General features: G+C 72.3%; 19 protein-coding genes. 8 read left to right on the forward strand and 11 right to left on the reverse strand.

Annotation, left to right across the window (positions count from 1 at the left end; all coding sequences use genetic code 11):
* Positions 1-59: 59 nt before the first annotated feature.
* Positions 60-950, forward strand: a complete 891-nt coding sequence (locus KK087_RS03475; protein ID WP_214564222.1) for a DNA-methyltransferase — start codon at positions 60-62, stop codon at positions 948-950.
* 211 nt (positions 951-1,161) lie between these two features.
* On the opposite strand, the gene KK087_RS03480 is transcribed toward KK087_RS03475, so the two are convergent.
* From KK087_RS03480 to KK087_RS03530, 11 genes are all read right to left on the reverse strand, one after another.
* Positions 1,162-3,654, reverse strand: a complete 2,493-nt coding sequence (locus tag KK087_RS03480; protein WP_214564223.1) for an MDR family MFS transporter — start codon at positions 3,652-3,654, stop codon at positions 1,162-1,164.
* Between the two features lie 222 nt (positions 3,655-3,876).
* Positions 3,877-5,496 carry a phosphoglucomutase (alpha-D-glucose-1,6-bisphosphate-dependent) gene (gene pgm / locus KK087_RS03485; RefSeq protein ID WP_214564224.1) on the reverse strand — a complete coding sequence of 540 codons (1,620 nt, stop codon included), beginning with the start codon at positions 5,494-5,496 and terminating at the stop codon, positions 3,877-3,879.
* A gap of 145 nt (positions 5,497-5,641) precedes the next feature.
* Entirely contained in the window at positions 5,642-5,887 is a 246-nt protein-coding gene (locus tag KK087_RS03490; RefSeq protein WP_128781611.1) for a hypothetical protein, read from the reverse strand.
* Positions 5,888-6,013: 126 nt separating this feature from the next.
* Positions 6,014-6,610: a response regulator transcription factor gene (locus KK087_RS03495; protein WP_214564225.1), complete on the reverse strand. Its 597-nt coding sequence runs from the start codon at positions 6,608-6,610 to the stop codon at positions 6,014-6,016.
* A complete protein-coding gene (locus KK087_RS17805) occupies positions 6,607-7,788 on the reverse strand; it encodes a sensor histidine kinase (RefSeq protein WP_214564226.1) in 1,182 nt (393 codons plus the stop codon). The genes KK087_RS03495 and KK087_RS17805 overlap by 4 nt, the downstream gene beginning before the upstream one ends.
* A complete protein-coding gene (locus KK087_RS03505; protein ID WP_214564227.1) occupies positions 7,785-8,723 on the reverse strand; it encodes an alpha/beta hydrolase in 939 nt (312 codons plus the stop codon). Before KK087_RS03505 ends, KK087_RS17805 begins: the two co-directional genes overlap by 4 nt.
* Before the next feature lie 184 nt (positions 8,724-8,907).
* On the reverse strand, positions 8,908-9,570 hold the full coding sequence (locus tag KK087_RS03510) for a class I SAM-dependent methyltransferase (protein ID WP_214529145.1): 663 nt from the start codon (positions 9,568-9,570) through the stop codon (positions 8,908-8,910).
* The gene (locus KK087_RS03515) at positions 9,567-10,244 is read right to left on the reverse strand and encodes a TIGR04282 family arsenosugar biosynthesis glycosyltransferase (protein ID WP_307859952.1); all 678 of its coding nucleotides are present in this window, start codon (positions 10,242-10,244) and stop codon (positions 9,567-9,569) included. The genes KK087_RS03510 and KK087_RS03515 overlap by 4 nt, the downstream gene beginning before the upstream one ends.
* Positions 10,241-10,990: a glycosyltransferase family 2 protein gene (locus KK087_RS03520; protein ID WP_214564228.1), complete on the reverse strand. Its 750-nt coding sequence runs from the start codon at positions 10,988-10,990 to the stop codon at positions 10,241-10,243. The genes KK087_RS03515 and KK087_RS03520 overlap by 4 nt, the downstream gene beginning before the upstream one ends.
* Before the next feature lie 456 nt (positions 10,991-11,446).
* Complete coding sequence (locus tag KK087_RS03525; protein WP_214564229.1) at positions 11,447-12,517, reverse strand: NAD-dependent epimerase/dehydratase family protein; 1,071 nt, start codon at positions 12,515-12,517, stop codon at positions 11,447-11,449.
* Positions 12,514-13,458: an MTAP family purine nucleoside phosphorylase gene (locus KK087_RS03530; protein WP_214564230.1), complete on the reverse strand. Its 945-nt coding sequence runs from the start codon at positions 13,456-13,458 to the stop codon at positions 12,514-12,516. The genes KK087_RS03525 and KK087_RS03530 overlap by 4 nt, the downstream gene beginning before the upstream one ends.
* A gap of 106 nt (positions 13,459-13,564) precedes the next feature.
* Here KK087_RS03530 and KK087_RS03535 point away from each other — a divergent pair, with 106 nt between their 5' ends.
* The 7 genes from KK087_RS03535 to KK087_RS03560 all read left to right on the forward strand — a co-directional run bounded on the left by KK087_RS03535 (position 13,565) and on the right by KK087_RS03560 (position 17,983).
* On the forward strand, positions 13,565-14,806 hold the full coding sequence (locus KK087_RS03535; RefSeq protein WP_307859953.1) for a molybdopterin molybdotransferase MoeA: 1,242 nt from the start codon (positions 13,565-13,567) through the stop codon (positions 14,804-14,806).
* Positions 14,803-15,291, forward strand: coding sequence for a cyclic pyranopterin monophosphate synthase MoaC (moaC, locus tag KK087_RS03540; protein ID WP_214529139.1), 489 nt, complete (start codon positions 14,803-14,805; stop codon positions 15,289-15,291). Before KK087_RS03535 ends, moaC begins: the two co-directional genes overlap by 4 nt.
* Entirely contained in the window at positions 15,288-15,800 is a 513-nt protein-coding gene (locus KK087_RS17225) for a MogA/MoaB family molybdenum cofactor biosynthesis protein (protein WP_250900764.1), read from the forward strand. The genes moaC and KK087_RS17225 overlap by 4 nt, the downstream gene beginning before the upstream one ends.
* Positions 15,797-16,237 (forward strand): molybdenum cofactor biosynthesis protein MoaE, encoded by a 441-nt coding sequence (locus KK087_RS17230; protein WP_307859955.1) that lies wholly within the window; start codon positions 15,797-15,799, stop codon positions 16,235-16,237. The genes KK087_RS17225 and KK087_RS17230 overlap by 4 nt, the downstream gene beginning before the upstream one ends.
* Positions 16,238-16,362: 125 nt before the next feature.
* A complete protein-coding gene (locus tag KK087_RS03550; protein WP_214529138.1) occupies positions 16,363-16,911 on the forward strand; it encodes a hypothetical protein in 549 nt (182 codons plus the stop codon).
* Positions 16,908-17,306, forward strand: a complete 399-nt coding sequence (locus tag KK087_RS03555) for a PLDc N-terminal domain-containing protein (RefSeq protein ID WP_214564232.1) — start codon at positions 16,908-16,910, stop codon at positions 17,304-17,306. The genes KK087_RS03550 and KK087_RS03555 overlap by 4 nt, the downstream gene beginning before the upstream one ends.
* A 2-nt stretch (positions 17,307-17,308) precedes the next feature.
* Complete coding sequence (locus KK087_RS03560; protein ID WP_214564233.1) at positions 17,309-17,983, forward strand: hypothetical protein; 675 nt, start codon at positions 17,309-17,311, stop codon at positions 17,981-17,983.
* Positions 17,984-18,087 lie beyond the last annotated feature (104 nt).

Raw genomic sequence — 18,087 nt, forward strand, 5'->3', positions numbered from 1 at the left:
CGTGCGCTGCGCGTCCGCTCGGTGCGGTGCGTGCTCGCTCGGTGCGCGACAATGGGTCCGTGCGCAGGGGAGACGACCGAGGCCCGGACCGCGTCGTCCTCGGCGACGCCCTCGACGTGGTCCCCGCCTACCCGGACGGCTCGTTCACGCTGGTGTACCTCGACCCGCCGTTCAACACCGGCCGGTACCAGCGCCGCCACGCGACCTCAGCGGTGCCGAAGGCCGACGGGCCCGTGATGGGGTTCCACGGCCGGACCTACGAGCGGGTGCGTGGCGACCTGATGCGCTTCGACGACCGGTTCGAGGACTACTGGTCGTTCCTCGAACCCCGGCTCATCGAGGCCTGGCGCCTGCTCGCCGCCGACGGCACGCTGTACCTGCACCTCGACTACCGCGAGTCGCACTACGCCAAGGTGCTGCTCGACGCGCTGTTCGGTCGCGAGTCGTTCCTGAACGAGATCGTCTGGGCGTACGACTTCGGCGCCAAGTCCAAGACGCGCTGGCCCACCAAGCACGACACGATCCTGGTCTACGTGAAGGACCCTGCGCGGTACTGGTTCGACTCCGAGGCCGTCGACCGCGAGCCGTACATGGCGCCGGGACTCGTCACCCCCGAGAAGCGCGAGCGCGGCAAGCTGCCCACCGACGTCTGGTGGCACACGATCGTGTCGCCGACCGGCCGCGAGAAGACCGGCTACCCCACGCAGAAGCCCGAGGGGGTACTGCGGCGGATCGTGCAGGCGTCCTCACGCGAGGGGGACTGGGTGCTCGACTTCTTCGCGGGCAGCGGGACCACGGGCGCCGTGGCACAGGCGTTGGGGCGGCGGTACGTGCTGGTGGACGACAACCCGGCGGCGATCGACGTGATGCGGAAGCGGTTGCCGGGGGCGTCGTTCGAGGTGGCCGGAGCACCGGCGGCAGCGGCGGGGGACGCGGCGCCGGCGGTCTGAGGCGAGCGGGGTCTGCGACGATCCACGAGTGGTTCGACGCGTGGATCGTCGGAACATGCACACGCAACGAGCGACGATGTCGACGTCGCACGACGTCGACGGTGTCGCCCCCGCGCGGCCGCAACAGTTGCTCGCGCGCAGATGCGACGAGGTCGCTGTCGTACGACAGCGACCTCGTCGTTCGGCATCAGCAGGCCAGTGCCCGTGCCAACTACTCCGCGGAGTGCCGCCCGTGTGCGTGCGCGTCGCCAGCGTCCGGCCGGGAGGCCCGGCTCCCCTCCGCCGCGTCGGCTCCGGCCCCTGGGGCGTCCGGCTCCACGACCGGGGCAGCGTGGGCGGCCCGGGTCCGGATGGCACCGGTCGTCGTCGGGGGCTCGTCGACCGGCGCAGCCGCCGAGTGTGCACCGTGCGTCGTGGCGTTCGGCAGCGGCGCGCGGGTGTCGTCGACCCCGATCGGCAGCACGTCGTTCGGTAACACCGAGACGTCCGACGCTCCGGCGGCCCGGGCGGACCGTGGCTGTACGTCCGGCGACGTTGGCACGTCGGGCGAGGTCGGCACGTCGGCAGAGGCCGACGCAGGCGCCGACGCCGACCCCGTCGGCACCGGACCAGCCCCGGGTGCCGCGGCGGCAGCGGCTGCGGCGGCGCTCCCGTCCGACCCCGCACCGGCAGCGGTGCGTGCGGCGTCCGCCTGCTCCTGCAGGGCCGAGGTCTTGCGGAGCGGCGGCACCCGGAAGAACCACGTCAGCACGAAGGCGATCAGGATCACCGCGAGGCCGACGTAGTAGACGCGGACGGCCGAGTCACTGAACCCGACGAGGAACGGACGGCTGAGCCGGGGGTCCGCCCCGTTCAGGAACGACGTGTCGCTCGTCGCCGAATCGGTGGACGAGCTCGCGGCCGAGTCGCCGCTCTTGAGCTGCTTGACGAGCGTCGGGGCGACCTGGTCGACGACGTTCTCCCGCTGCGCCTTGTCCGAGTAGTCGATCTGCAGCTTCCCGTCGACGACCGAGGCGTTCGCCTTCGTGGCTGCCGTCTCGAGCGCCTGCTGCTCGGCTGCGGGCTTCGCGTCGTCGATCTGCTGCGCGATGATCGTGTCCGCTGCTGCGGCGGGGACCGTGCCCGCGGCGACCTGCCGCTGCACGGCTGCGGTCACCTGCTTGGTCACGGCGGCGTCGGCAGCCTGCTTCGCCTGCGCGGTGCCCTGGTCGAGACCGTCCTGCACGTTCTTCTGCACGGGGTCGACGATCTTCGTCCAGATCTCGTCCATCACGCCCTGGTTCTTCGAGGCGTTCGCGACCGAGGGGGTCAAGGCGGCGTTGAGGGCGCTCTTCAGGTCGGACTCGTTCTGCATGGCGGCGCTGATGTTCGTCGGCATCAGGGTGAACAGCACGGAGAGCAGGACGGCGGTGCCCATGGTGCCGCCGATCTGGCGGAAGAACGTCGCGGCGCTCGTGGCGACACCGATGTCCCGCGGCGAGACCGAGTTCTGCGCGGCGAGGGTCAGCGTCTGCATGAGCTGCCCGAGCCCGAGACCGATCAGGAACATGCCGGTCATCAGGAACCAGAGGGGCCGGTCAGCGGTGAGGAAGGTCAGGACCGTGAAGCCGATGGCGGTGAACGCGGTGCCGGTGATCGGGAAGACCTGGTAGTTGCCGGTCTTCGAGATGATCTGGCCGGAGGCGATCGACGAGATCATCAGCCCGAGCACCATCGGCAGCATGGCGAAGCCGGACTCGGTCGGGGTCACACCCTTCACGATCTGCAGGTAGAGCGGGATCGTCAGCATCGCGCCGAACATGCCGAAGCCGACGAGCACGGACAGGATCGCGGACATCGAGAACACCCGTGAGCCGAACAGCTTCATCGGCAGGATCGCGTCGTCGCCCATGGCGCGTTCGACGAGGATGAACGCGATCAGCCCGGCAGCCCCGACGCTGTAGCAGGCGAAGGCGGCGGGGGAGTCCCAGCCCCACTCGCGGCCCTGCTCGGCGATGAGCAGCAGTGGCACCAGGGTGACGATGACGAGCGTGGCGCCCCACCAGTCGATGCGGGGCTTGCCGCGGTCGCCGAACTTCGGCAGGTGCAGGAACGTCAGCACCATGAACAGCGCGATGATCCCGATCGGCACGTTGATCAGGAACACCCAGCGCCAGCCGGCGATGAACAGCAGCTGGTCGGCGCCGGCGAAGACGCCACCGACGAGGGGTCCGATGACCGACGAGATGCCGAAGACCGCCAGGAAGTAGCCCTGGTACTTCGCCCGCTCGCGCGGGGCGAGCATGTCGCCCATGATCGCCAGCGGCAGGGACATCAGACCACCGGCACCCAGGCCCTGCAGCGCGCGGAACCCGGCGAGCATGAGCATCGAGTCCGAGAACGACGCCGCGAACGAACCGACGATGAAGATGCCGATCGCGGTGATGAAGAGCGGTCGGCGACCGAAGATGTCGGAGAGCTTGCCGTAGATCGGCGTGGTCACCGTCGACGCGATGAGGTACCCGGTGGTGACCCACGCCTGCTGGTCGAGCCCGTGCAGGTCGTCACCGATGGTGCGGATCGCGGTGCCGACGATCGTCTGGTCGAGGGCGCCGAGGAACATGCCGGCCATCAGGCCGTAGATCACCAACAGGATCTGTCGGTGCGTCATCACGACGTTGGACGCCGTGGTGGGGGCCGCGGGGGCGGTCGCCGTCTGGGTCATGAGCAGGGTCTCCCGGGTACCGATGCGCTGGCAGAACGATTTTTGCGCTGCCTGCAAAGTTACAACTGCCGCAAGTGCTCGGTCGCACCGAGACGGCTTCCTGAGTGGATCGGCAGTCACGGTACGCCCGGTGCGCCCCGGCGGCACACGGCCTGGAGGCCCGGATCGGTTCCGGCGGACGGGTTGCGGGAAGCGAGTCCCGCAGCCCGTCCGATGGGGGCGCTAGGCGCCCAGTGCCGCGTCGACGATCTCCTTGGCCTCGCGCTGCACCTGCTCGAGGTGCTCCTGTCCGACGAAGCTCTCCGCGTAGATCTTGTAGACGTCCTCGGTGCCCGACGGCCGGGCGGCGAACCAGGCCTTGTCGGTGACGACCTTGACGCCGCCGACGGCAGCGTCGTTGCCCGGGGCCTTCGACAGCTTCGCGGTGATCGGGTCACCGGCCAGGGTGTCCGCGGTGATGGCGTCGCCGTCGAGCTTGCCGAGGCGGGCCTTCTGCTCCTTCGAGGCCGCGGCGTCGACGCGCTGGTAGACCGGGGCGCCGAAGCGGTCGGTCAGCTCGGCGTAGAGCTGCGACGGGGTCTTGCCGGTGACGGCGACGATCTCGGACGCCAGGAGCGCCAGGATGATGCCGTCCTTGTCGGTGGTCCACGCGGTGCCGTCGGTGCGCAGGAACGACGCACCCGCGGACTCTTCGCCGCCGAAGGCCACCGAGCCGTCGATCAGGCCGGGGACGAACCACTTGAAGCCGACCGGGACCTCCCACAGGCGACGGCCCAGGGACTCGGCGACGCGGTCGATGATGCTCGACGACACCAGCGTCTTGCCGATCGCGGCGTCGTCGCGCCACTCGGGCCGGTGCGCGTAGAGGTACTCGATCGCGACCGCGAGGTAGTGGTTCGGGTTCATCAGCCCGCCGTCGGGCGTGACGATCCCGTGCCGGTCGGAGTCGGCGTCGTTGCCGGTCAGGACGTCGAAGTCGTCCTTGCGGGCGAGCACCGAGGCCATCGCCGAGGGGCTCGACGGGTCCATCCGGATCTTGCCGTCCCAGTCGAGCGTCATGAAGGCCCACGTGGGGTCGACCTCGGGGTTCACGACGGTCAGGTCGAGGCCGTAGTGGTCACGGATGGCGTTCCAGTACGGCAGCGAGGCGCCACCGAGCGGGTCGGCGCCGATCTTCACGCCCGCACGCTTGATCGCCGCGATGTCGATGATGTTCTCGAGGTCGGCGACGTACGTGTTGAGGAAGTCGTAGCGCTCGGGCTCGGCGTCCTCGGTGCGCTGCACCTCGGCGTTGCCGCCCTCGATGATCGCGTTCGCCCGGTTCGCGATCCAGCTCGTGGCGTCGCTGTCGGCGGGACCACCGTGCGGCGGGTTGTACTTGAAGCCGCCGTCGCGGGGCGGGTTGTGGCTCGGCGTGATGACGATGCCGTCGGCCGTGTCCGGGTTGCCGGCGCGGTTGTAGCGGATGATCGCGTGGCTCAGCGCGGGCGTCGGCACGAAACCGTCCTGGCTGTCGGCGAGCACGCGCACGCCGTTGGCGGCGAGGACCTGCAGAGCGGTCTGCTCGGCGGGGGCGGAGAGCGCGTGGGTGTCGCGGCCGATGAAGAGCGGTCCGTCGGTGCCCTGGTCGCGGCGGTACTCCACGATCGCCTGCGTGATGGCCGCGATGTGGGTGTCGTTGAAGGCGGTGTCGAGCGATGACCCGCGGTGTCCGGACGTGCCGAACACGACCTTCTGCTCGGGGACCGAGACGTCGGGCACTCGGTCGTGGTAGGCGGCGAGGAGCTCGTCCAGGTCGACGAGGTCGTGTGCGGTCGCTGGGGTGCCGGCGCGGTCGTTCATGCGTCCATCCTGGCATCGGCCGCCCTGGCGCGTTCGGGGGAAGTGCGCCGGAGGTCGGGGGAACGCGAGCGAGCGGCCGCCCGACCCGGGTTGAGGGGGGACCCCCGGGGTGGACGACCGCTCGCGGTCTGTGGAGGCAGGTGCCTCAGGCGGTGCGGAACGAACCAGTCGCCGTGCGGAACGAGCCGGTCACGGTGCGCGTCGAGGACGTCGCGGTGCCGGGACGGCGGAACTGCGTGTCGACGAAGCGGCCGAGTGCGCGGCCGATGCCGGTGCCGGTGTAGCTGCCGATCGGGCTGCGGGTCGCGTCGCCGGTGAAGGCGCCGAGCTCGGCGCGGGTCTCGAGGCCGGTCACGTAGGCGCCGCCCAGGGGGTTCTGACGGTTCTGCATGGGTGCTCCTCGTCGTCGTGCCGAGGTCCGCAGGTCACCGAGCCGGCGACCGCGACGCCGTCGGCTGGATGACCAACACTCTACGCGCTTGTCTTGCATCGTGCAAAACAAGGATGCGTTCTGCGGTCAGATCCACCCTCGGTCCCACGCCAGGGCGGCGGCTGCGACGCGGTTGTCGACGTGCAGTTTTGCGATCGCCGCCGACAGGTGGTTCCGGACCGTGCCGTGTGCGAGCGAGAGCTCCCGGGCGATCTGCTTCGTCGCGAGCCCGTCACGGGTGCAGCGCAGGACGTCGGCCTCGCGCGGGGTGAGCGGGCTCTCGTCCTCGGTGAGCGCGGCCGCCGCGAGACCGGCGTCGATGTACCGCTCGCCCGCCGCCACGTCACGGATGATCTCGGCCAGCCGGGCGGCCGGCGTGGATTTCGGGACGAAGCCGCGGACCCCGGCGGACAGGGCGCGCCGGAGGGTCCCCGGCCGCGCGTGGCGGGTGACGATCACGGTGGGCATCGCGTCCGACAGCGCACGGGCGGCCTCGATGCCGTCGAGGACGGGCATCTCGAGGTCGAGCAGGACGACGTCCGGCAGGTGTCTCCGGGCTGCGGTCACCGCTGCTGCACCGTCGGCGACGTCGGCGACGACCTCGAGGTCGGGTTCCAGGCCGAGCAGGGCGACGAGTGCGCCGCGGATGAGTTCCTCGTCATCGGCGATGACGATCCTGATCACGTGGACACCACCGCTCGTGCGGAGGCCGGGATGCGGATCACCAGGGTGAAGCGGTCTGCACGCCGGTCGACGTGGACCGTCCCACCGTGTGGCGTGACGCGCTGCCGGAGCCCGTCGATGCCCGTCCCCGTCCCCGTCCCAGTCCCCGTGCCCGGTCGTTCGGACGACCGCGGTGCGTCGTTCGCCACCGTGAGTCGCCAGGCGTCGCCGTCGGGCAGCAGCTCGATCGACGCGGTGCTGGCGTGGCTGTGCCGGATGGTGTTCGTCGCGGCCTCGCGGATCGCGACGGCGAACAGGGCGCCGACCGCGTCGGGCATGCCGGCAGTCTCGAGCCGCACGCGGCAGTCGACCCCCGCCGACCGCAGGACAGCTGCGGCGTTCCGGGCCTCGACCGCCACCGTCACGGTGCGGTAGCCGCCGACGAGCGCCCGGGTGTCCTCGAGCGCTTCCCGCGCCACGGTCCGGATGTCGGACAGCTCACCCCGGGCACGCTCGGGGTCGGCGTCGAGCAGCCGTTCGGCGAGCTCGCTCTTCAGCGCGATGACCTGCAGGTGGTGGCCCTGGATGTCGTGCAGGTCGGTTGCGAAGCGGAGTCGTTCCTCGGCGACGGCGAGGTCGGAGGCGGTGCGACGTGCGGCTTCGAGCCGGAGCACGACACGGTGTATCCAGACGACGCTGAGCGGCATCAGGGCGAAGAGCGCGAGTGTCCCGACCAGGACGAGTTCGGCGGGCTCGGCGCGGGCGTCGGCTGCCCCGACCAGCAGGACGACGGTGCCGGCGAGCACGGTGACCCGGGCCCACCCGCGCAGCAGGCAGCCGACCGTGCCGCCCGCGATCGCCAGGGTGAACGACCACGCGGAGCCGGTCGCCGACGGGACGAGCGCGACCACCCACGTGGCGACCGCGAGCACCAGCAGGGCGAGCACGGCCGGGTGGCGTGCCGACGCCGCACCGGCGGGACGGAGCAGCAGCGGGATCGATGCGAGCGCCGTCACCGTCGCGGCGACGGTGAGCACGACGAGCACGGGGGTGCGCGCCGTCGGCGGACCGTCGGTGCCGATCAGGACCTGCGCGCCGCCGCCCACCAGCACCACGAGCCACAGCGACGCGACCGAGGACCAGCGGACGACCCGGACGTCGGCGTCGGCGCGGGGCCGCTCCTGCCCGGGGTGCGTCACTCGCTCAGGGTAGCGAGGACCGCGTCGGTGTCCCTGGCGATCCGCTCCGACAGGGTGTGGTGCAGGTAGTGGTCGCCGACGAGACCGATCACCCGGCCGTGGTCGACGCTCGCCGCCTGGCGCTCGTGCAGTCGGACCCAGTGCGGCACGTCGGTGTCGTTCGTCCGCACGAACAACAGCACGGGCAGGTCGGCAGGGAACGTGGCGTCCGCCACCGACCGGAAGTTCTGCGGTGCGTGGTCCATCTCGTCGATCATCGTCGGGGCGGCGCCGTTCTTCGCGGAGAGCAGCCGCATCTGCCGCTTCGTCGCGTCGTCGTAGGCGTCGCCGTACGTGTCGGGCGAGAGGCTGCTCACCGCCCGCGTCACGCCGAGCCGGTCGAGCGCCACGATCGCCCCGGTCGGGATCGGCTCGTCCCAGCTCGACTGCTCCGGCACGCTGCTGTCGATGCCGACGAAGGCGGTGACCTCGTCGCGGTACGTCTCCGTGTAGGGCAGGGCGTAGATGCCCGCGACCGAGTGACCCATCAGCACGTACCGGTCGACGTGCAGGTGCTGCAGGGCCTCGTGTACCTCGCGGATGATGTTCGCGGCGGTCCGCGGGACGTCGGTCTGGTCGCTCAGGCCGGTGCCGAACGGTTCGACGGCGACGACCCGGTGGGTCCGGGCGAGCTGGTCGATGAGCGGCCCGAAGTCGAGTCCCGGTGCCGCGGTGCCGAGCCCGGGCAGGAGCACGATCGTCCCGGTGCCGGAGGTGGTGCCGGTCCCGCGGACGACGACGTTCATCTGCTTGCCGTCGACGGGCACGCGCTCGCCGTAGTCCTTGATGTCGGACGCCTCGGCGTGCGTCGCGACGACGTTGACGACCGTCGTGGTCGCCAGGGCGAGCACCGGGACCGCCACCAGCGCGCCGAGGGTGATCAGGGTGATGCGCATGGGCTTCCGCACGGTGCTCGTCTCGATCGGGCCGCGCAGGGTGCGCGCGGCGGGTCCGATCAGTCAAACGGTGCGAGCGCCGGAGCGGATGTGCCCCGGTGTCACGATCGATCGTGACGGATGTCACGGTCGACCCGGCCGCGACCCGCGACCCGCGGTCCGCGGCCGGCGGCCGGCGGCCCGCTCAGGCCAGCAGCTCGCAGAAGTTCCGGCCCTCGGCCGTCCAGCTCTGCCGCGCGACCAGTCCGGCGTCCGCCGCGTGCCGGTGCAGGGCGTCGAGGCCGACCTCGGCCCAGGGGAAGCCGGCGCTCTCGTTGCCGTCGGCGTCCACGACCCGGGCCGTGTAGACCCGGTCAGCCGCGGCTTCGGGGTTCGTCTCGACGATGACCCGGCCGCCGGCCCGCACGATCTCGCGGCACCGAGCGAGCAGGGCCGTCGGGTCGCCACCGATGCCGATGTTGCCGTCGATCACGAGCGCGGTGTCCCAGTGGCCCTCGTCGGGCACCGCGTCGAACACGGAGCCCTGCAGGGCTGTGCCGCCGGAACGTTCCGCGATGGCGACGGCCTCGGCGGAGACGTCCACGCCGAGCGCCGGGATGCCCCGGGAGCGTGCGGCGACGAGCATCCGGCCCGGGCCGCAGCCGATGTCGATGACCCCGCCGTCGACGTCGTCGAGCAGCGAGCGGTCGACGCGGTCGGCGGCGGCGCTCCAGCGGCCGACGTCCATCGTGGTGACGGCGTCCGGGCGGTCGGGGTCGGTCAGGCGCAGGTGGCCGTCGGTGCGGAGGGCCCGGGCGTACGGCTCGCCGCCACCGGCACCGAAGGAGACGGGTGCGTGCATGGTCATCGGGTGCTCCCCACGGTCTCGGCACGGAGTGCTCGGGTGAAGTCGGAGTCGGGTGCGAGGTCGGCGACCCGTTCGGCGTCGGGGATCGTGTCGACGTCGAGCAGTTCGCCGAGCACGCCCACGTCGAGGCCGGCGTCGGTCAGTCGTGCGAGCTGGACGGCACCGGTGTCGTCGCGCGACATCGGGACGCCGCGCAGCAGGTCGCCGGTGGGCTCTCGCAGGTACAGCGACCAGAAGCCGCCGTCCTCGGCCGGGCCGAACCAGGCGTCGCGGGCGGCGTCGTCGAACACCGGGGCGAGGTCCGCGGCGGACACCTGCGGGGTGTCCATGCCGACGAGCAGCAGCGGGCCGTCGATGGCGTCGAACAGGAACCCGAGGCGCTCGTCGAGGCCGCCACCGGGCTGGTGCAGCACGTCGAACCCCTCGGCCGACTCCGGCACGACGTCGCCGTCGAAGAACAGGACCCGATGTGCTGCGGGCAGGGCGCGGACGGTCGCCAGGGTGTCGGCGAGGCTCGCGGACGCGACGCGCGCGGCGCCCTCGGGGGAGAGCGCCGGCGTCAGCCGGGTCTTCACCTTGCCAGGCAGGCACTCCTTCGCGACGACCGCGACGGTCACCGGGACGGACACGCCGTCGGCCACGGTGCTGATGCCGTCGGTCGGGAGGGCGGTCACGAGCGGGCCTCCTCGACCACGGGGGTGGACCCGGCCGCCTGGCGGAGCGGACCCGGTGCGACGACCCGGACACGGGCCTCCCGGCGGTACGCACGGAGCAGGCGGGACATGTCCCGCACCGCGTTGACCGTGCCGCGGAGCGTGCCGGTGACCTTGCTGTCACCGATCCGCTGCGCGTACCCGATGTCGGACTCGTCGACGCGCCAGCCGGCGGCGTGGGCGGCCAGGACCATCTCGAGCGGGTAGCCGCTGCGACGGTCGCGCAGGTCGAGGGAGAGGAGGTCCTCGCGGCGCATCACGCGCATCGGTCCGAGGTCGCGCAGGCGGTAGCCGGTCGCGCGGTGCATGAGGACGGCGAGGACCCGGTTCGCGAAGCGCGCGTGCGGCGCCCAGGCGCCCCGACCGGTCGGGACGCGTCGGCCGAGTGCCAGGTCGACGCGGCCGCTGGCCACGCGGTCGACCAGGGGCGGGAGCTCGGCGGGGTCCATCGAGGCGTCGGCGTCGCAGAAGGCGACGAAGTCGGCGGTCGCCGCGGCGACCCCGGCGGCGCAGGCCGAGCCGAAGCCCTTGACGGGTTCCGTCACCACCAGGGCACCGTGGGCGCGGGCGACGTCGGCGGACCCGTCGGTCGATCCGTTGTCGACGACGATGGCCCGGTAGCCCGTGGGGAGCCGTGCGATGACCTTCGGCAGGGCGTCCGCCTCGTCGAGGCACGGCAGGATCACGTCGACAGTCATGTCCGTCATTCGGTGCGGTCGGTCGGATCGACGGGTCTGTCCTGGCATGTCCTCGACACAACACGACGACAGCCCGCGGGGTACAGGAAACTGCCGGGTCCTGGTCGTTCAGCGCGTTCGGCGTGCGTCCGGTCCCCAGAACGGGGGACGGGGGCACGCGCGTCGTGCGTCCTGGGTGTCGCGAGACGCCGTCGTGTCGTCGGGACGCCGCCGAATCCGGCGGCGTCTCGCGCACCAGGGGGCGTCTTGCCGACACGACGGCGTCCTGCGTGGCCGTGGGCGCGGGGACGGCGGACGGGAGGCGCGGGGCGGGGTCGTCACGGGCCTCCCGTCCGGCGGGTGGGCGCGTTTCGTGCGCGGGGCCCGCTCGGCTCGGGGGCTCGCTCGGCTCGCGTCGCTCGCTCGGTGAGCAGAAGATGTCGGGTCGCGGGGCGTGACCCGACGTCTTCTGCTCACGCGTTGTGGCTAGCGGACGGCGCTCCGGAGCGGAGCCGTCGCGAAGTCGCGCATGCCGGCCGCGAAGTCGACCTCGGCGTGCCAGCCGAGCTCATCGGCGATGCGGGTGGAACTCGCCGTGACGTGGCGAACGTCGCCCAGGCGGTACTCGCCCGTGACGACCGGCTGCGGGCCGTCGGGTCCGGCGATCGCCGCGGCCATGTCGCCGATCGTGTGCACGGTGCCGGAGCCGACGTTGTACGCGCGGAACGTGTCCGACGGCAGGTCTGCGGTCGCGGCGATCGAGGCGGCGTTCGCGCCGGCGACGTCGTCGACGTGCACGAAGTCGCGTCGCTGGGCGCCGTCCTCGAAGACGCGGGGCGCCTCGCCGCGGGCCAGTGCCGAGCGGAACAGGGACGCGACACCGGCGTAGGGGGTATTCGCCGGCATGCCGGGTCCGTAGACGTTGTGGTACCGGAGCGCGATCGCGCGGCCTCCCGTGGCGCGGGCCCAGCTCGAGGCGAGGTGCTCCTGCGCGACCTTCGTCTGCGCGTACACGTTGCGGGGGTCGAGCGCGGCGGACTCGTCGATCAGGCCGGGCAGCAGGGGCTGCCCGTCCGGGCCGATGGGGTCGAAGCGGCCGGCGTCGAGGTCCTCGCGGCGGCGGGCCGGCGGACGCGTGGGGTCGCCGGAGGCGGTGGTGTAGGCGCCCTCGCCGTAGACGACCATCGAGCTGGCGACGACGAGCCGGCCGATGTCGTGCCGGGCCATGCCGGCGAGGACGTGGGCGGTGCCGGCGTCGTTCGACGAGACGTAGTCGGGGGCGTCCTGGAAGTCGACGCCGAGGCCGACCTTCGCGGCTTGGTGGCAGACGACGTCGATGCCGTCGAGTGCGGCGTCGAGGGAGACCCGGTCGCGGACGTCGCCGTGCACGAACGCGATGCCCTGCTGCTGGTGGGCGTGGACGACCTCGGCGGGGTCGCCGTGCACGTCGTCGCGCAGGGAGTCGAGGACGCGGACCTCGTGGCCGTCGGCCAGGGCGCGGCGGACGATCGCGGAGCCGATGAAGCCGGCGCCGCCGGTGACGAGGAGGCGGCTCATGCGGTGGCACCCGCGGTCGAGGCGGCGGGCTGGGCCTGCGTGGCGGTGGCGCCTGTGGACTGGGCCTGCATGATGCTGGCGCTCGCGGTGGTGGGGACGAGCTCACGCGGGGTGAAGTCGGCGGGGATCGCGGCGACGATCTGGCCGATGGCGCGGACGATGACCTCGTTGGCACGGGCGAGGCGCTCCATGACGAGGGCGTGGGTGACGACGGCTCCGGCGTCGTCGACGTCGGGGCCGCTGGCTGCGGCTGCGGCTGCGGCTGCGGCTGCGGCTTCGTCCTCGGTCGGGGCCAGGCCGGCGTCGGCGTCGGTGACGAACGACAGGTTCACGGTGGCGATGCCGAGTTCGGCGGCGAGCGGGACCTCGGGCGTCATCGTCATGTTGACGGTGTGGCCTCCGGCCTGGCGGAGCCAGACGGACTCGGCGCGGGTGGAGAACCGGGGCCCCTGGATGACGACGCACGTGCCGGTCGGACGGAACGGCACGTCGAGCCCGGAGACGGCCTCGATCGCCGCGCGTCGGAGCGTCGGGTCGAACGGGTCGGCGAACGACAGGTGCTGGACGTCGTCCTCGAAGAACGTGTCGGCGCGACCCCAGGTGCGGTCGATGAGCTGGTCGGTGACGACGAAGGTCCCAGGGGCGTAGCCGGGGTGCAGGCCGCCGACGGCGCTCGAGGACACGATGGCGCGGACACCGAGCGAGCGGAGCGCCCAGACGTTCGCGCGGTGGTTGATGCGGTGCGGGGCGACGGAGTGCTCGCGGCCGTGCCGCGTCAGGAACGCGACCCGACGTCCGGCCAACGTGCCGATGCTGATCGGGCTCGACGTCGGGCCGAACGGGGTCGGGACGTCGAGCTCGTCGGCGGTGCCCTCTTCGAACAGCTGGTAGAGGCCGGAGCCTCCGATGACACCGATCGTCACGGCTTCGTCGTTCTCCACAGGTCCTCCGGTTGGTCGTCGGCGCGGGCTGCGCGCTGGATACGCTACTGACGGCGCCACCGGGCGAACCGGGAGCGGCGCCACCAACCCCTGTTCGGAGGCACCTGTGCGAACGATCGGTCAGCACCGCGACGACCTGGCGGCGTTGCTCGCGCCGGTGGTGGCGGGCCTCGGAGCAGAAGAACGGCCGCTCGACGAGCTCGCCGGTGCCGGTGCGCGTGTCGGGTTCGTGCATCGTGTGCTCGCCGCGCCCGTCGTGTCGCCGGTGCCGCTGCCGCCGTTCGACAACAGTCAGATGGACGGGTTCGCCGCGCGGGTCGTCGACGCCGGGCAGGACGTCCGGGTCGTCGCTCCGATCCCGGCCGGCGTCGTGCCCGAGCCCCTCGAGCCCGGCACGGCGGCGCCCATCATGACCGGCGCGCGGATCCCGGCGGGAGCCGACGCGGTGTTCCCGGTCGAGGCGACCGAGCCCGGCGCGTTCCCGGCCGCGCTCGAGCTGCCCCGGGTGACGGTGCCCGGTGACCTGACCGCCGGCACCTTCGTGCGGGCCACCGGCAGCGACCTGGCCACCGGCGCCGAACTCGCACCGGCCGGGGCCCCGGTGACGCCGGCCTTGCTCGGCGCGCTCGCCTCTGCCGGGGTGGCGACCGTGCTCGTGCGCCGACCGCTGCGGGTCCTCGTCGTGTCGACCGGATCCGAACTGCAGGGCGCCGATGCCGACGCGGCGACGATCGGCGACGCCAACGGCATCGCGCTGCGGGCTGCGCTCGCCGAGGTCGGAGCGGACCCGCGGACCGTCCGGGTGCCCGACGACGTCGCTGCCTTCGACCGGGCCCTCGATGCGGCCGTGGGGGACTGGGCCGACCTCGTGCTCACCACCGGGGGCATCAGCGCCGGGGCGTACGAGGTCGTGCGGCAGGCGCTCGAACCCCGCGGGCTCGCGGTGACGCCGGTCGCGATGCAACCCGGTGGGCCGCAGGCGTTCGGCAGCGTCGTGTTCGGAGCTGGCGGCGTCGCTCGTGCCGTTCCGGTCGTGTCCTTCCCCGGTAACCCGGTGTCGGCGCTCGTCTCGTTCGAGGTGTTCCTGCGCCCGCTGCTCGCCGATGCCGTCGGGCTCGCGGCCGACCGACCCGCCCAGGTCCTGCCGGCTGCGTCCGCTGCCGCCTCACCCGTCGGCAAGCACCAGGTCCGGCGCGGCCGGGTGCAGGACGGGGCCGTGCACTTCGTGGGCGGCCCGAGTTCGCACCTGCTCGTCCACTACGCGGCCGCCACGCACCTGGTGCACGTCCCCGTGGGGGTCGACACCGTCGAACCCGGCGACCCCCTGACCGTCTGGAGCCTCCGATGACCGACTCGTCCGCCTCCGACCAGCTGTCGCACGTCCGCGCCGACGGCAGCGCGCACATGGTCGACGTCTCCGCGAAGGACGTCACGGACCGGTCGGCCACCGCCACCGCCACCGTCGTCACCCGACCCGACGTCGTCGCACGCATCCTCGACGGCTCGCTGCCGAAGGGTGAAGTCGTCGGCACGGCCCGGATCGCCGCGATCATGGCCGTGAAGAAGACGTCGGACCTGATCCCGCTGTGCCACCCGCTGCCGATCGCCGGCGTCCAGGTCGACATCACCGGCTCCGATGACCGCGTGCTGATCGAGGTGTCGGTCCGCACGACCTCGCGCACCGGCGTCGAGATGGAAGCCCTGACCGGGGCGAGCGTCGCCGCCCTGACGGTGTACGACATGGTGAAGGCCGTCGACCGAGCGGCCGTGATCACGGATGTCCGCGTGCTCGAGAAGCACGGCGGGCGCTCCGGGGACTGGAGCAACCGATGACCGCCGAGCCGACCAGGGGCCGGGCCGCCGTCGTCGTGGTGTCCACGCAGGCCGCCGCCGACCCCGCACTCGACCGCACCGGACCCGTCATCGCCGACTGGCTGCGCGACCACGGGTTCACCACGAGCGACCCGATCATCGTCCCCGACGGCGGCGCGATCACCGAGACCGTCACCGCGGAACTCCTGGCCGACGCACGTGTCGTCATCACCACCGGCGGCACCGGGGTCACGCCGACCGACCGGACCCCCGAGGCGGTGGTGGGCCTGATCGACCTCGAACTGCCCGGCATCACCGAGGAGATCCGTCGGCGCGGACTCGCGGGTGCCGGCCCGACCGCGCTGCTCACCCGCGGCGTCGCCGGGGTCACGAACGCCGGCTGCCTGCTCGTCACCCTGCCCGGGTCGCGCGGCGGGGTTTCCGACGGGCTCGCCGTGCTCGACGGTGTGCTCGACCACGTGGTCGCCCAGGTGCACGGCGAGGGCCACGCCCCGCGGAGCGCCTCGTGAGCAGCACCGAGGCCGCCGCACGGGTCGTGCTGGCCGACGTCGTCGACCGCGACATCAGCGTCGACGAGGTCGCTGCCGTGGTGGCCACCGACCAGGACGGCGCCGTGGTGACCTTCGCCGGCATCGTCCGTGACCACGACGGTGGCAAGGGCGTCACGGCGCTCGACTACGAGCGGCATCCCAGTGCCGGCGACGTCATCACCGAGGTCGCCCGGACCATCGCCGAGGGCCACCCCGATGTCCGGATCGCGGTGCTGCACCGCGTGGGGGCGCTCGGCATCGGGGACGTCGCGCTCGCCGCAGCGGTGTCGTCGTCGCACCGGGCGCAGGCGTTCGCCGCCTGCGGTGCGCTGGTCGACCTGGTGAAGGAGCGCGTGCCGATCTGGAAGCACCAGCGGTTCACCGACGGCACGGACGAGTGGGTGGCGGCGCTGTGACCGACGCCGCCCAGACCGACACCGAGGGAGCGGCGGCAAGCCGACGCTGGGCCGAAGCCGACGAACGTGCACACCTGCTCCTCGCGCAGACCCGGACACCCGGCCCGCCGGTCCTCGGGTTCGTCGTGGCCATCGGGCTGGTGCTGGTGGCGCTGTGCATCGCGGCGATCGCCGTGCGCGCCGGATCGGACGCTCGCTTCGCAGTTGCCGGCGTCGTCACCGCACTGGGCTTCGTCATCGGTCTCGGCGACGCCGTTCGGGTCCGGATCCGCCGGAGACGGAACGGCGCGGAAGCTCGTCGTGCGCCGGTGCTCGCTCCGCTGCAGCAACGCGAACAGCGCGCGGTGACGGAGGCGGCGACCGGGCGACGGGCCGCGCCGGAGGACCGTCGGATCGTCGTGCAAGCGAGGGCGGTCGAACTGGGCGACGGCGGCGAACTGGCCAGTCTGGCTGGGTTCGTGATCGTGTGGTCTGCGATCACGTTCGCCGGTGGTACGTTCTGGCCCTTCGCCGTGGCGGGCGGCATCGCCACGGCGGGGCAGTTCGCATGGACGGCACGGTCCGCGGTGCTCGCCCGCCGGTACCTTGATGCCCACCCTGTGCACCTTCGCAACCGCGACGCTCGTTCGGGGAATGGTCAGACTCCAAGCGGATCCATAGAATCGCGAACATGAGCGTCTTGCTGTCCGGGATCACCGTCGTCCTGCTGGTCTTCGCCCTGATCGACATCCTGACCAAGACGGACGACCAGGTCCGCGGCCTGCCGAAGATCGCGTGGGTGATCCTCGTGATCCTGGTCCCCGTCGTCGGCAGCGTCGTCTGGTTCGCCATCGGGCACGACTGGACTCCGGGTGAACGGAACCACGGCCGGTACATCGAGCCCACCCGCCACGAGGACCGGTACGCCACCCTGGGCGATGCCCGCAGCGCCCATGGGGAGAAGCGCGTGACCGGTACCGAGCAGGAGCTCGCCGAGCTCGAGCGCGAGATCGAGTACTGGGAGGCGCAGGCCCGCCTGAAGCGCGCGAAGGAAGCCGCGGGCGAGGGCGACACCGCTCCCGCGAGCTGACCGTGTCCGTTCCGGCTGCAGAGAACGCGACCGACGTCGGGGTCTCCGAGGAAACCTGGTCCCTCGTCGCCGACAACATCGCTGGACGACCGCGCCCCGAGGTGCGGATGAACCGGCAGCGCTGGGCCGTGGTGGTCGTCGTCGGGGCCGGCCTCTGCATGGTTTTCGGTTTCTTCTTCGGTGGCGTCGCCGGTGCACAGATCAACGATCTGACGGGGGAGATGCGATCCGGCTGGCCGTCGACCGTCGGATCGGTCCTGTTGGCCGGGGCGCTGCTCGCCTGGGTCATCGGGTTCGTGCGGTACCTCCGGCAGGGTGCACCGCGGGCGTGGTCGACCCCGACCAGCGGTGTGCCGCGACGCGAGCGGCAGTGGATCGACAGGATGATCCGAGGTCGTGCGGCATTCCCGGCTGATCACGTCGAGGAGCTCCGGTCGATCGCGAGCAACCGTCTGCAGCAGTCGGCGTTCACCGTCGTGATCGCACCGGGATTCGTGCTGCTCTGGGCCGCGAACGTCTTCGACCACGAGTGGGCGCCGTCCTCGCTGCTCCAGATCGTCGCAGCGGTGTTCTTCGTCACGGTCCTGGCCCTGACGCTGCGCTACCGGAAGCAGTGGCGAGCGTTCCTGCAGGAGACCGAGCCCCGCGCCGGGGCCGAGCCGGCCCCCGCGAGCTGACCCGGGCCTCCAGGCCGACGCACCGTGCGCGGTCTGTCGGCTGGTGCGAGGTTGCGCGCTCCGTGCGCCGCAACAAGCTCGCACCGAGCGGGCAACCTCGCACC

Origin of the sequence: Curtobacterium aurantiacum (assembly GCF_018598555.1) — a bacterium.
GTDB classification, from domain to species: Bacteria; Actinomycetota; Actinomycetes; order Actinomycetales; family Microbacteriaceae; genus Curtobacterium; species Curtobacterium aurantiacum.